We start from the raw sequence: 12,109 nt of genomic DNA on the forward strand, positions 1-12,109 counted from the left end.
GTCTATCCGCGGAAGTGGCGTTCCAGACCCCGCCACACGTCGTCGTAGCCGCGCTGCAGATGGTCCGCGGTCGAGGCCTGCGGGGCGAGGGTGACGGGCCAGCGCGTCTCGAACATGAACGCCAGGCCGTCGTCCACCTTCTGCGGCTTCAGCTCGGCGGCGCTCGCCTTGTCGAACGTGTCCCGGTCGGGGCCGTGCGCCGACATCATGTTGTGCAGCGAGCCGCCGCCCGGCACGAAGCCCTCGGCCTTCGCGTCGTAGGCGCCCTCGATGAGCCCCATGTACTCGCTCATCACGTTCCGGTGGAAGTACGGCGGCCGGAACGTGTCCTCGCCCACCAGCCAGCGCGGCGCGAACACGACGAAGTCGACCCCGGCCAGGCCCGGCGTGTCCGAGGGGGACGTCAGCACGGTGAAGATCGACGGGTCCGGGTGGTCGTAGGAGATGGTCCCGATGACGTTGAAGCGGCGCAGATCGTATACGTACGGGACGTGGTTGCCGTGCCAGGCGACGACGTCGAGCGGGGAGTGGTCGTAGGTGGCCGTCCAGAGGTTTCCGCAGAACTTGTTGACGACCTCGACGGGGCCCTCGGTGTCCTCGTACGCGGCGACGGGCGCCCTGAAGTCCCGCGCGTTCGCGAGGCCGTTGGCGCCGATCGGGCCGAGGTCGGGGAGCTGGAACGGGGCGCCGTAGTTCTCGCAGACGTACCCGCGGGCCGTCTCGTCGAGGAGTTCCACGCGGAAGCGGACGCCGCGCGGGATCAGCGCCACCTCGTTCGGCTCGACGGCGAGCACCCCGAACTCCGTGCGCAGCAGCAGTCCGCCGCGCTCGGGGACGATCAGCAGCTCGCCGTCCGCGTCGCTGAACACCCGTTTCAGCATGGGGGAGTTGGCGTGGTAGAGGTGCACGGCCATGCCGGTGCGCCGCGTCGCGTCGCCGTTGCCGCCGAGCGTCCACAGGCCGGCCAGCCAGTCCGTGCCGGGCGCGGGCTCCGGCAGCGGGTTCCAGCGGCGGCGGTTGGGGTCGGGGGCGGTCTCGGTGAACGGGGCCGTGCGCACCGCGCCGTTGTCGACACGGCTGAACTCCGGGTGCGCCGCCGACGGGCGGATCCGGTACAGCCACGAGCGGCGGTTGTGCGCCCGCGGCTCGGTGAAGGCGCTGCCGCTGAGCTGCTCCGCGTACAGGCCGAGCGGCGCGCGCTGCGGCGAGTTGCGCCCCTCGGGCAGGGCTCCCGGCACGGCCTGTGAGCCGTGCTCGTTCCCGAAGCCGGTGAGGTAGGTCAGCCCCTCGGCGGTCTTGCGTACGTCCCCGCTCATCATCGCTCCCTGGTCAATGATTCCTATGCAACACCGTAGGATTCGCGGGTGCGCGGCGCAAGACACCGCCGTCCTCCGGATGGCCGACGCGCGGCGGTACCAGCGGCCGAGCGGCGGCCCGCGGGCGTCCTCCCCGCGAGGGATCCGCGGGCGCCGAAGGTCCTCTACCGTCCCGGACATGCCCAGCTTCCCGTCGCTCCGTCCGGCCGCCGCGGCGCTGCTGACCTGTGTCCTGATCGCCGGCTGCGGGGAGGGCGGCGACGGCCCCCGGCCCGCCGGAGAGGTCCTCTCCCGCACCGACGACGCGGGCCGCCACTACCGCCGGGTCGCCAAGGAGGACGCACCCGAGATCGGCTTGATCGTGAAGCCGCGGACGGGCCCCGCGGGCGGCTGGGAGGTGCGTATCTGGGTGCGCCGCTTCCGCCTCAGCCCCCACGGCACCCCGGCGCGGGCCGTCGAGCGCCGCGGCTACGCCCGGCTCTACCTCGACGGCCGCTGCCTCGCCCGCCTGCGCGCCGTCGACTACCGCCTCCCCGGCAGCCGCCTCAACCGCGGCACCCACCAGCTCACCGCCCGCCTCTACGCCGACGACCACACGGTGTGGGCCGTCGCGGACAAGCCCGTCCAGGCCACCGCGGACCTGACCGCGTCCCCGTAGGCTGGCCGCATGGCCCACCCAACGTCCCTGCGCCGCAAGCCCGTTCAGCGGCGCAGCGCCGAGCGTCTGACCCGGATCCTCGACGCCTGCGCCGAGCTCCTCGACGAGACGGGCTACGACGAACTGAGCACCCGCGCCGTCGCGCACCGCGCCGAGGTCCCCATCGGCTCGGTCTACCGCTTCTTCGGCAACAAGCGGGCCCTGGTCGACGCGCTGGCGGAGCGCAATCTGGAGCGGTACGTGCGGCGGGTCACCGCACGCCTCGCAGCCGTCCGCACCGGCGACTGGCGGGCCGCCATGGACGCCGTGCTCGACGAATACCTCGCGATGAAGCGCACGGCGCCGGGCTTCTCCTTGGTCGACTTCGGCACCCAGCTCCCCGTGGGCGCCCCGGACGCCGACCCCAACCACCGCGTCGCCGACACCCTCACCGAACTCCTCGCCCCACGCCTCGACCGGACCCCCGACGCGGCCCTGCGCCGCGCGTTCCTGGTGGCCGTCGAATCCGCCGACGCCCTGGTCCGGCTCGCGTTCCGGATCGACCCGGAGCGCGGCGACGAGGCGATCATCGCGGAGGTGCGGGAGCTGTTGCGGGCGTATCTGGCCCGGGTGCTCGACTGAGGCTTCCGCGCGAGACGGCCGTGACCTGGAGTTTTGCGCTTATTGCTCGCGTGTCAACGTCTTGTTAACGCTTGTTCGGCCCACCTAGCGTCTCGCTGGCTGCCTCCCCCACGGCGGCTGTTCGAAGGCGAACGTAGACGTGAGAGGGCCCTCCCCATGCTGACCATCCTCGGATTCGGGATGATCGCCACCTTCCTGGTGCTGATCATGATGAAGAAGGTGTCGCCCATCGCGGCGCTCGTGCTCATACCGGCGCTGTTCTGCGTCCTGGTGGGCCAGGGCGCCAAGCTGGGCGACTACGTGATCGCCGGCATCGGTGACCTGGCGCCCACCGCAGCCATGCTGATGTTCGCGATCGTCTACTTCGGCGTGATGATCGACGTCGGTCTCTTCGACCCGATCGTGCGCGGCATCCTGAAGTTCGCGAAGGCCGACCCCGTCCGCATCGTCGTCGGCACCGCCCTGCTCGCCGCGATCGTCTCGCTCGACGGCGACGGCTCGACCACCTTCATGATCACCGTCTCGGCGATGTACCCGCTGTACAAGCGCCTGAAGATGAGCCTCGTCGTGATGACGGGTGTGGCCGCGACGGCCAACGGCGTGATGAACACGCTGCCGTGGGGCGGCCCGACGGCCCGCGCGGCCACCGCGCTGAAGGTGGACGCCAGCGACATCTTCGTGCCGATGATCCCGGCGCTCGGCGTCGGCCTGCTCTTCGTGTTCGCCCTCTCGTACGTGCTCGGGCGCCGGGAGCGCAAGCGGCTCGGCTACCTCTCCCTGGACGAGGACCTGACGGTCACCGAGACCGTCGAGGAGAAGGTGCTCGTCGGCGCCGGCAGCGGCAACAAGGGGGCCGGCGCCGGTAGCGGCAGCGGCGGTTCCGCGTCCGCGCCCTCGTACGAGAACGAGGAGGGCGAGACGTTCGCCGGGCTCGACCCGAACCGGGCCACCCTGCGCCCCAAGCTCTACTGGTTCAACGCGCTGCTCACGGTCGTGCTCCTGGCCTCCATGATCATGGAACTGCTGCCGATCCCGGTCCTGTTCATGCTCGGCGCCGCGCTCGCGCTCTCGGTCAACTACCCGCACATGGCCGACCAGAAGGCCCGGATCGGCGCGCACGCCGAGAACGTCCTCAACGTCGCGGGCATGGTCTTCGCCGCCGCCGTCTTCACGGGCGTGCTCCAGGGCACCGGCATGGTCGACCACATGGCCAAGTGGGTCGTGAGCGGCATCCCCGACTGGATGGGCCCGCACATGGCGCTCGTGACGGGCGTGCTGTCCATCCCCTTCACGTACTTCATGTCCAACGACGGCTTCTACTTCGGCATCCTGCCGGTGCTCGCCGAGGCCGGGAACGCGCACGGTGTCTCGACCCTCGAGATCGCCCGGGCCTCGCTCGCCGGCCAGCCGCTGCACATGTCGAGCCCGCTGGTCCCGGCGGTCTACGTGCTCGTGGGCATGGCTAAGGTCGAGTTCGGCGACCACACCAAGTTCACCGTGAAATGGGCGGCGTTGACCGCGCTGGTCGTCCTCGGCGCCGGTCTGCTGTTCGGAATCGTGTGACCCGAGAAGTGCGTGACCTGATGAATCCAGAGAACCGATGAATCCCGAGAACCGATGAATCCCGTGACCTCATGAGCCGTGCCTGGCTGCTCCGCCTCGTCATCGCCTTCAGCTTCGCGCAGGGGGCGGTGTCGATGGCGCGGCCCGCGGTCTCCTACCGGGCCCTCGCGCTCGGCGCCGACGAGCGTGCCGTCGGCGTCATCGCGGGGGTCTACGCGCTGCTCCCGCTGTTCGCCGCCGTGCCGCTCGGCCGGCGCACGGACCACGGCAGGTGCGCGCCGCTGCTCCCGGTGGGGGTCGTCCTCATCGCGGGCGGGTGCGCGCTGAGCGGACTCGCCGACACGCTGGTGGCGATGGCCGCCTGGAGCGGTGTCATGGGGCTCGGGCATCTCTGCTTCGTCATCGGAGCCCAGTCGATCGTGGCCCGGCAGTCCGCGCCCGAGGACCAGGACCGCAACTTCGGCCACTTCACCATCGGCGCCTCCCTCGGCCAGCTCGTCGGGCCGATCGCCGCGGGGGCGCTCATCGACGGCCAGGACATGGCGGGCACGAGCGCGCTCGCGCTCCTCGTGTCGGCGGGCGTCTGCGCGCTGGCCGTGACGTCCCTGTGGCGCATCGAGACCCGTCGTACGCGGCCGGGTGCGCGCGCCAAGGATGCCGCCAGGGTTCCCGTGCACCGCATCCTGCGCACCCGCGGCGTGCCCGGCGGCATCTTCATCAGCCTCGCCGTCCTGTCGGCCACCGACATCCTCACGGCGTATCTGCCGGTGGTGGGCGAGCACCGGGGCATCGCGCCCTCCGTGGTCGGCGTGCTGCTCAGCCTGCGCGCGGGTGCCACGATCGCCTGCCGGCTGGTCATGACCCCGCTCATCAACTGGCTGGGCAGGACCGCCCTGATCGCCACCACGTGCCTGCTCGCGGCGCTGCTGTGCGCGGGCATCGCGCTGCCCGTGCCGGTGTGGGCGCTCGGCGTGATGCTGGTCGTCCTCGGCTTCTGCCTCGGGGTGGGCCAGCCGCTGTCCATGACCACGGTCGTCCAGGCCGCCCCCGCAGAGGCCCGCTCCACCGCGCTCGCGCTGCGGCTGACCGGGAACCGCCTCGGGCAGGTCGCGGCCCCGGCGTCCGCGGGTCTGATCGCGGGCGTGGCGGGGACGGCGGCGCCGTTCGTGATGCTGGGCGGGCTGCTGCTCGTGGCCGCAGGGCTCGGGATCAGGGGCGGCCTCGGGCGCGGTTCCGTGCCCAAGAGGTCGTGGGTTCCCCGGCTGCGCCGACGTGAGAAGGAGCGCCAGCGGCACTGACCCGGCGCCCCGGGGGCCGCGGTACCCCCTGGACCCCTGAAACTAGCGACGCTAGTTTGGCTGGGCACGTACGTGACACCCCGCACTCGCTCAGGGAGTTGTGCTCATCATGGTCCGCGCCGCTGTACTGCCCGCCGTCGGTTCCCCGCTGGAGATCGCCGACATCGACCTGCCCGAACCGGGCCCCGGCCAGGTCCGGGTGCGGCTGGCCGCCGCCGGGGTCTGCCACTCCGACCTGTCCCTGACCAACGGCACCATGCGGGTCCCGGTCCCCGCGGTCCTCGGCCACGAGGGCGCGGGCACCGTCGTCTCCGTCGGCGAGGGCGTGACGCACGTGGCGCCCGGCGACGGCGTCGTCCTCAACTGGGCGCCCTCCTGCGGCGACTGCCACGCCTGCGGGCTCGGCGAGGTCTGGCTGTGCGCCAACGCCCTCGCGGGCGCGGCGAACATCCACGCGAAGCGTGCGTCCGACGGCAGTGACCTGCACCCCGGCCTGAACGTCGCCGCGTTCGCCGAGGAGACGGTCGTCGCCGCGAACTGCCTCCTGCCCGTGCCGGACGGTGTCCCGCTCACCGACGCGGCCCTGCTCGGCTGCGCGGTCCTCACCGGGTACGGCGCGGTGCACCACTCCGCGCGCGTACGGGAGGGGGAGACCGTCGCGGTGTACGGCGTCGGCGGCGTCGGCCTCGCCACGCTCCAGGCCGCGCGCATCGCGGGCGCCTCGAAGATCATCGCGGTGGACGTCTCCCCGGAGAAGGAGGCGCTCGCGCGGGCGGCGGGCGCCACGGACTACGTGGTGGCGTCGGAGAACACGGCCCGCGAGATCCGCGCCCTGACCGCCAAGCAGGGCGTCGACGTGGCGGTGGAGTGCGTCGGCCGCGCCGTCACGATCCGGACCGCCTGGGAGTCCACCCGGCGCGGCGGCCGCACCACCGTCGTCGGCATCGGCGGCAAGGACCAGCAGGTCACCTTCAACGCCCTGGAGATCTTCCACTGGGGTCGCACGCTGTCCGGCTGCGTCTACGGCAACTGCGACCCGGCCCAGGACCTCCCGGTGCTCGCCGAGCACATCCGCGCGGGCCGCCTCGACCTCAGCACGCTCGTGACCGAGCGGATCGCCCTGGACGGGATCCCGGCGGCGTTCGACAACATGGTGGCGGGCAAGGGCGGCAGGGCGCTCGTCGTGTTCTAGCGGTGGCCCGGCGGTGTGCTGCCGATGAGTTCCCGGCTGGCGGCCGGTCTGTATGAGGAGAAACCTGATGCAGACCGGCGCGACCGTCGCCGGCACGGGACCCAGGAGGCACGCCATGCCCGCCAGCATCCAGAAGATCCGCCCCTGCTTGTGGTTCGACGGCAAGTCGGAGGAGGCCGTCGCCTTCTACATGTCGCTCTTCCCCGGCTCCGACTCCGAGGTCCTGGAGGTCCAGCACTTCGGGGACGAGGGGTCCCAGGAGCCGGGCTCGGGCGTCGTCGTGTCGTTCCGCCTGGCGGGCACCGAGTACCAGGCGCTGGACGGCGGCCCCGAATTCAAGTTCAACGAAGCGGTCTCGTTCTCCGTCGACTGCGACGACCAGGCCGAGGTCGACCGGCTGTGGGAGCGCCTCACGGCGGACGGCGGCGAGCCGGGCCCGTGCGGCTGGTGCAAGGACAAGTACGGACTGTCCTGGCAGATCGTGCCGCGCCGCCTGCCCGAACTCCTCGCCGACCCCGACAAGGACCGGGCCGGCCGGGTCCTCGCCGCGATGATGAAGATGGGCAAGCTGGACGTGGCGGGCCTCGAGTCGGCGTAGGGCTTCGGCGCCCTACGCGCCCCGTAGCTTCGGGAACGACCGCGCCGCCACCAGGAACACCAGCGTGGTCAGGGCGAACGGCCACGTGAACATGTGACCGCCCACCGGCGCGGCGAGCGCCCCGAACGCCGGGGCGCACACGGTCGCGGCCACCGCCCCCGCGACGGCGTACGCCATCGTGCGCGGCGTGGCCTTCAGGAACACGCCGCACAGGGCGAGCGCGACGAGCACCGCGTTGTACGCGGACGTGCCGTCGGCCAGCTGCGCGGCGGGCTCGCCGAGGGCCCACGCGGTCGCCATGCCCGCGACGTTCCCGAGGCAGGCCACGCCCGCGACCCGCGGCCCCGCCACCAGCAGCCCGGCGAGCACCAGCGCCCCCGCGTACCACTGCGGCATCAGGAAGATCTGGCCGAACCCGGCGAAGAACCCCCGCACGGCGTCGTCCAGTTGGATCCCGGTCCTGGCCCCGGACACCGCCTGCGGGAACGCGGCGATGCCGCCCCCGCCGGTCCACACCCGCGCGAACCCGGGCGCGGCCAGCGTGATGACGCTCGCCGCGAGGCAGAACGGCAGTGTCAGGGCGGGCAGTTCCCACGCCCCGAGGGCCCGCCCCGCGGCGGCGGTGGCCACGGTCGCCGCGGCGCAGCCGAGCAGGGCCACGAGCACCGACGACAGCCGGTCGGGGTTGAGGAAGACGGCACAACTCACGCCCACGAGGCAGGCGTTGAAGCCCTCCATGCCGATCGTGAGCCGCTCCTTGTCCACGCCGAGCAGCGCGGCGACCAGCGTGCCGACGGCCGCGCCCCCGACCCCGTAGAGCCCGTACTCCCACCCGGCGGAGAACAGTGCGGCGGCGAACAGCACGCCGGTGAGGGCCCGCGGCAGGAACGTGACCTGGCCGATCCCGCGCAGCACGCGCAGGGCGAACTGTCTACAACCGGTCGCCCAACTCTGCCCGATTTCCTGGTGAATCGCGGCATCCGCCGTCTGCGCCATGCGCCGCTCCCGTGTTACGAAGATGTTTCCCGGCCCGGCGAATGTACGTTACAGCTACTTCCGTGGAGGCCCCTGGCCGGGGGCGGGATCGCGCCAAGGTGCCCGCTCAGCGCGGCGCCGCCGCACCCAGCTCGGCCCGCAGCGCCCGCTCCCCGGCCCCGGTCACCCGCACCGCCCGCTCGGAGCCGATCCGCTCGACCCACCCGGCCGCGAAGGCGTGGGCGCACAGCGCGGCGCCCGCCCGTCCGGCGAGGTGGAGGCGGCGCTCCGTCCAGTCGAGGCAGCCGCGCGCCAGCGGCCGGCGCGGGCCGGGCTCCAGCGGCGCCCCGAGCGCCCGGAACCAGCCGTGCCCCGCGTCGGTGAGCGCGAAGGTCGACGAGTCGACTTCCGCCCGCAGCAGCCCCCGCTCGACCATCGCCTCGGTCACCGTGATCCCGAGCCGGCCCGCCAAGTGGTCGTAGCAGGTCCGCCCGCGGGCCATCGCGGTCCGGGCCGACGCCGCCCGCAGCGTGTCGGGCCGCTCGCCGCCGTCCGGTGCGGCGTACCCGGCGAGGCCCTCCAGGAGCTGCGCGGCGCGCGCGTCGGCGAGCCGCAGATAGCGGTGGCGGCCCTGCCGCTCCTCGGCGAGCAGCCCGCCCGCGACGAGCTTGCCGAGGTGTTCGCTCGCGGTCGACGCCGCGACGCCCGCGTGCCGCGCCAGCTCGCCCGCCGTCCACGCCCGGCCGTCGAGCAGCGCGAGCAGACAGGCGGCCCGCGTCTCGTCGGCGATCAGCGAGGCGAGGGCGGCGAGGCGCGGAGCGCCGGGTTCCTTGGAGGCGGTCATGCCTCAAGGATGACCCCGGCACGCTTCGGCAGCGGCCGAAACGTCAGCGGTCGACGGTCGGAACGTCAGCGGTCCGTGGCCGTGGAAGGGGCCGTGGCCACCTGCTCGTACTGCACGGCGAGCCCGTCGAGCAGTGCCGTCAGCCCCGTCTCGAAGGCCCGGTCGTCGACGATCTCCTGCCGCTCGGCGAGCAGATGCGCCTGCCCGAGGTGCGGATAGTCGGCCGGGTCGTACGCCGCCTCGTCGTCGGGGAAGCCGCCCGCGAACGAGCCGAGCGCGGAGCCCGTCACGAAGTACCGCATGAGCGCGCCGATCGACGTGGCCTGCGGCGCCGGCCATCCGGCGTCGACCATCGCGCCGAACACCGCGTCGGCGAGCCGCAGTCCGGCCGGGCGGTGCCCGGGCCCCCGCGCGAGCACCGGGACGATGTTCGGATGCGCGCGCAGCGCCGACCGGTAGGAGACCGCCCAGTCGTGCAGGGCGGTGCGCCAGTCCCGCTCGTCGTCGGCGTCGAACATCGACAGGTCGACCTGGGCGCTCACCGAGTCCGCGACCGCCTCCAGGATCTGGTCCTTCGTGCGGAAGTGGTTGTAGAGCGAGGGCCCGCTCACCCCGAGCTCGGCGGCGAGGCGGCGCGTCGAGACGGCCGCGAGGCCCTCGGTGTCGACGAGGGTGTGAGCCGCGTCGACGATGCGATCTCTGCTCAGGAGGGGCTTGCGCGGTCGGGCCATGCGGCACATAGTAGGGCTGCAAGCCAAAAACTAGCAGTGCTAATTAACTGCTTCACGATTCGATTCGCGCGGGAGTGGCCATGAACCTGGAGCTGAGCGAGGAACAGACGGCGGTGCGCCGGCTCGCCAAGGACTTCGTGGACCGGGAGATCGCGCCGAACGTGGTGGCGTGGGACCGGGCCGAGGAGGTCGACCGGGGCATCGTCAAGAAGCTCGGCGACGTCGGCTTCCTCGGCCTGACCATCGACGAGGAGTACGGCGGCTCGGGCGGCGACCACCTCGCGTACACGCTGGTCACGGAAGAGCTGGGGCGCGGCGACTCGTCGGTGCGCGGCATCGTCTCCGTCTCCCTGGGCCTGGTCACCAAGCCGATCCAGCAGTGGGCGAGCGAGGAGCAGAAGCGGCACTGGATACCGAGGCTGACCGCCGGAGAGGCGCTCGGCTGCTTCGGCCTCACCGAGCCGGGGCACGGCTCGAACCCGGCCGACCTCCAGACCCGCGCGGTCCGCGACGGCGACGACTACGTGATCAACGGCACGAAGATCTTCATCACCAACGGCACGTGGGCCGACGTCGTCCTCCTCTTCGCCCGCACCAACGACACCCCGGGCCACAAGGGCATCTCCGCCTTCCTGGTGCCCACCGACACCCCCGGCCTGAGCCGCAACACCATCCACGGCAAGCTCGGCCTGCGCGGCCAGACGACCGCCGAGCTGGTCCTGGAGGACGTCCGCGTCCCCGCCTCCGCGCTGATGGGCCCGGAGGGCAAGGGATTCTCCATCGCCATGTCCGCGCTCGCCAAGGGCCGGATGTCGGTGGCGGCCGGCTGCGTGGGCATCGCCCAGGCCGCCCTCGACGCGGCCGTCGGATACGCGGGCGAGCGCGAGCAGTTCGGCAAGCCCATCGCCTCGTACCAGCTGGTGCAGGAGCTGATCTCCGACATCTCCGTCGACGTGGACGCGGCCCGGCTGCTGACCTGGCGCGTCGCCGATCTCATCGACCGGGGCGAGGAGTTCGCGACGGCGGCCTCCAAGGCGAAGCTGTTCGCGTCCGAAGCGGCGGTCCGCGCGGCGAACAACGCGCTCCAGGTCTTCGGCGGCTACGGCTACATCGACGAGTACCCCGTCGGCAAGCTGCTGCGCGACGCCCGCGTCATGACCCTCTACGAGGGCACGAGCCAGATCCAGAAGCTGATCATCGGCCGCGCGCTGACGGGCGTCTCGGCGTTCTGAGTACGTACTTGAGTACGCGGGCGGATGGGGCTCCGGCCCCGTCCGCCCGATGCTGTACGGCATGAGCAGTGAGACTCCGGTCAAGCAGCAGAACACGGTCGCCTTCTACGGGCAGGCCGTCGCATCCTTCGTCGTCGCCCTCGCCGCGACCGCCATCGGCATCTACAGCCTCGACGTCAGCGGCTGGATCCGCGCGTTCCTGGCGATCGCCGTCCTGTACCTCACGACCTCGGCCTTCACACTGGCCAAGGTGATCCGGGACCGCCAGGAGGCGGGCCAGATCGTGAGCCGGGTCGACCAGGCCCGCCTGGAGAAGATCCTGGCGGACCACGACCCGTTCAAGCCGGTGGTGTGACGGCTAAGCGCTCGCTCACCCCGAAGGGTATGGTGTGGCACCAGCCCCACCCGAGGATGTGAGTGCAGCGATGACGCAGGACGAGCGCGGTATCGACGAGGCCGCGGACGAGATGCCGTGGGCCGACGTCACTCCCGACGCGGCCCGGCGGCTGCTCGTCGCGGCGGTGCAGGCGTTCGCCGAGCGCGGCTACCACGCGACCACCACCCGCGACATCGCGAGCCGCGCCGGCATGAGCCCGGCCGCGCTCTACATCCACTACAAGACCAAGGAAGAGCTGCTCCTCAAGATCAGCCGGATCGGCCACGACAAGGCCCTGGCGATCCTGCGCCGCGCGGTCGAGAGCGACGGCACGGCCGCCGAGCGGCTCGCCGAGGCCGTCCGCTCCTTCGTCCGCTGGCACGCGGGGCACCACATGACCGCGCGCGTCGTCCAGTACGAGCTGGACTCGCTGGGCGAGGAGAACCGGCCGGAGATCGTGGCGCTGCGCCGGCAGAGCGACGCGTCCGTGCGCGAGATCATCAACGACGGTGTGAAGGCGGGCGAGTTCGACGTCCCCGACGTGCCGGGCACCACGGTCGCGGTGCTCTCGCTCTGCATCGACGTGGCCCGCTGGTTCAACGCGGAGGGGAAGCGGACGCCCGACGAGGTCGGCGCGCTCTACGCCGACCTCGTGCTGCGCATGGTGGCCGCTCAGAGGTAGCGGCGGGGCCTACGGGCAGTGGC

The 12,109-nt window shown here is 72.3% G+C and carries 13 protein-coding genes; 9 read left to right on the plus strand and 4 right to left on the minus strand.

The genetic code is table 11. The annotated features are described in order from the left end of the window. Nucleotides 1-2 precede the first annotated feature (2 nt). Nucleotides 3-1,316, minus strand: a complete 1,314-nt coding sequence (hmgA, locus tag ACFV9W_RS13640) for a homogentisate 1,2-dioxygenase (RefSeq protein ID WP_385759353.1) — start codon at nucleotides 1,314-1,316, stop codon at nucleotides 3-5. Nucleotides 1,317-1,494: 178 nt separating this feature from the next. Between hmgA and ACFV9W_RS13645 the strand changes: the two genes are divergently transcribed. From ACFV9W_RS13645 to ACFV9W_RS13670, 6 genes are all read left to right on the plus strand, one after another. After that, complete coding sequence (locus ACFV9W_RS13645) at nucleotides 1,495-1,974, plus strand: hypothetical protein (RefSeq protein ID WP_385759356.1); 480 nt, start codon at nucleotides 1,495-1,497, stop codon at nucleotides 1,972-1,974. A gap of 9 nt (nucleotides 1,975-1,983) precedes the next feature. Continuing rightward, nucleotides 1,984-2,595 carry a TetR family transcriptional regulator gene (locus ACFV9W_RS13650; protein WP_385759358.1) on the plus strand — a complete coding sequence of 204 codons (612 nt, stop codon included), beginning with the start codon at nucleotides 1,984-1,986 and terminating at the stop codon, nucleotides 2,593-2,595. Between the two features lie 156 nt (nucleotides 2,596-2,751). Continuing rightward, nucleotides 2,752-4,158: a CitMHS family transporter gene (locus ACFV9W_RS13655; protein WP_385759361.1), complete on the plus strand. Its 1,407-nt coding sequence runs from the start codon at nucleotides 2,752-2,754 to the stop codon at nucleotides 4,156-4,158. Nucleotides 4,159-4,229: 71 nt separating this feature from the next. Beyond that, nucleotides 4,230-5,456: an MFS transporter gene (locus ACFV9W_RS13660; protein ID WP_385759364.1), complete on the plus strand. Its 1,227-nt coding sequence runs from the start codon at nucleotides 4,230-4,232 to the stop codon at nucleotides 5,454-5,456. Nucleotides 5,457-5,565: 109 nt separating this feature from the next. Continuing rightward, nucleotides 5,566-6,648, plus strand: a complete 1,083-nt coding sequence (locus ACFV9W_RS13665; RefSeq protein ID WP_385759367.1) for a Zn-dependent alcohol dehydrogenase — start codon at nucleotides 5,566-5,568, stop codon at nucleotides 6,646-6,648. 127 nt (nucleotides 6,649-6,775) lie between these two features. Then, on the plus strand, nucleotides 6,776-7,246 hold the full coding sequence (locus tag ACFV9W_RS13670; RefSeq protein ID WP_385759868.1) for a VOC family protein: 471 nt from the start codon (nucleotides 6,776-6,778) through the stop codon (nucleotides 7,244-7,246). Nucleotides 7,247-7,258: 12 nt separating this feature from the next. On the opposite strand, the gene ACFV9W_RS13675 is transcribed toward ACFV9W_RS13670, so the two are convergent. The 3 genes from ACFV9W_RS13675 to ACFV9W_RS13685 form a co-directional block, all read right to left on the minus strand. Beyond that, on the minus strand, nucleotides 7,259-8,242 hold the full coding sequence (locus tag ACFV9W_RS13675) for an urea transporter (protein WP_385759370.1): 984 nt from the start codon (nucleotides 8,240-8,242) through the stop codon (nucleotides 7,259-7,261). Between the two features lie 106 nt (nucleotides 8,243-8,348). Then, the gene (locus tag ACFV9W_RS13680; RefSeq protein ID WP_385759372.1) at nucleotides 8,349-9,065 is read right to left on the minus strand and encodes an ArsR/SmtB family transcription factor; all 717 of its coding nucleotides are present in this window, start codon (nucleotides 9,063-9,065) and stop codon (nucleotides 8,349-8,351) included. A gap of 65 nt (nucleotides 9,066-9,130) precedes the next feature. Next, nucleotides 9,131-9,796 (minus strand): TetR/AcrR family transcriptional regulator, encoded by a 666-nt coding sequence (locus tag ACFV9W_RS13685; protein WP_385759375.1) that lies wholly within the window; start codon nucleotides 9,794-9,796, stop codon nucleotides 9,131-9,133. 80 nt (nucleotides 9,797-9,876) lie between these two features. Here ACFV9W_RS13685 and ACFV9W_RS13690 point away from each other — a divergent pair, with 80 nt between their 5' ends. The 3 genes from ACFV9W_RS13690 (at nucleotide 9,877) to ACFV9W_RS13700 (ending at nucleotide 12,086) form a co-directional block, all read left to right on the plus strand. Beyond that, a complete protein-coding gene (locus ACFV9W_RS13690; protein ID WP_385759378.1) occupies nucleotides 9,877-11,028 on the plus strand; it encodes an acyl-CoA dehydrogenase family protein in 1,152 nt (383 codons plus the stop codon). Between the two features lie 61 nt (nucleotides 11,029-11,089). Next, nucleotides 11,090-11,383 (plus strand): YiaA/YiaB family inner membrane protein, encoded by a 294-nt coding sequence (locus ACFV9W_RS13695; RefSeq protein WP_385759380.1) that lies wholly within the window; start codon nucleotides 11,090-11,092, stop codon nucleotides 11,381-11,383. A gap of 70 nt (nucleotides 11,384-11,453) precedes the next feature. Further along, complete coding sequence (locus ACFV9W_RS13700) at nucleotides 11,454-12,086, plus strand: TetR/AcrR family transcriptional regulator (RefSeq protein WP_385759382.1); 633 nt, start codon at nucleotides 11,454-11,456, stop codon at nucleotides 12,084-12,086. Nucleotides 12,087-12,109 lie beyond the last annotated feature (23 nt).

This window comes from Streptomyces sp. NPDC059897 (assembly GCF_042730865.1).
GTDB lineage: Bacteria > Actinomycetota > Actinomycetes > Streptomycetales > Streptomycetaceae > Streptomyces.

Excerpts from the sequence above, each read along its gene's own strand:
- ACFV9W_RS13675 (WP_385759370.1), bottom strand. The coding sequence starts at position 8,242 with ATGGCGCAGACGGCGGATGCCGCGATTCACCAGGAAATCGGGCAGAGT.
- ACFV9W_RS13660 (WP_385759364.1), top strand. The coding sequence starts at position 4,230 with ATGAGCCGTGCCTGGCTGCTCCGCCTCGTCATCGCCTTCAGCTTCGCG.
- ACFV9W_RS13685 (WP_385759375.1), bottom strand. The coding sequence starts at position 9,796 with ATGGCCCGACCGCGCAAGCCCCTCCTGAGCAGAGATCGCATCGTCGAC.
- ACFV9W_RS13700 (WP_385759382.1), top strand. The coding sequence starts at position 11,454 with ATGACGCAGGACGAGCGCGGTATCGACGAGGCCGCGGACGAGATGCCG.
- ACFV9W_RS13650 (WP_385759358.1), top strand. The coding sequence starts at position 1,984 with ATGGCCCACCCAACGTCCCTGCGCCGCAAGCCCGTTCAGCGGCGCAGC.
- ACFV9W_RS13680 (WP_385759372.1), bottom strand. The coding sequence starts at position 9,065 with ATGACCGCCTCCAAGGAACCCGGCGCTCCGCGCCTCGCCGCCCTCGCC.
- ACFV9W_RS13690 (WP_385759378.1), top strand. The coding sequence starts at position 9,877 with ATGAACCTGGAGCTGAGCGAGGAACAGACGGCGGTGCGCCGGCTCGCC.
- hmgA (WP_385759353.1), bottom strand. The coding sequence starts at position 1,316 with ATGAGCGGGGACGTACGCAAGACCGCCGAGGGGCTGACCTACCTCACC.
- ACFV9W_RS13695 (WP_385759380.1), top strand. The coding sequence starts at position 11,090 with ATGAGCAGTGAGACTCCGGTCAAGCAGCAGAACACGGTCGCCTTCTAC.
- ACFV9W_RS13665 (WP_385759367.1), top strand. The coding sequence starts at position 5,566 with ATGGTCCGCGCCGCTGTACTGCCCGCCGTCGGTTCCCCGCTGGAGATC.
- ACFV9W_RS13655 (WP_385759361.1), top strand. The coding sequence starts at position 2,752 with ATGCTGACCATCCTCGGATTCGGGATGATCGCCACCTTCCTGGTGCTG.
- ACFV9W_RS13645 (WP_385759356.1), top strand. The coding sequence starts at position 1,495 with ATGCCCAGCTTCCCGTCGCTCCGTCCGGCCGCCGCGGCGCTGCTGACC.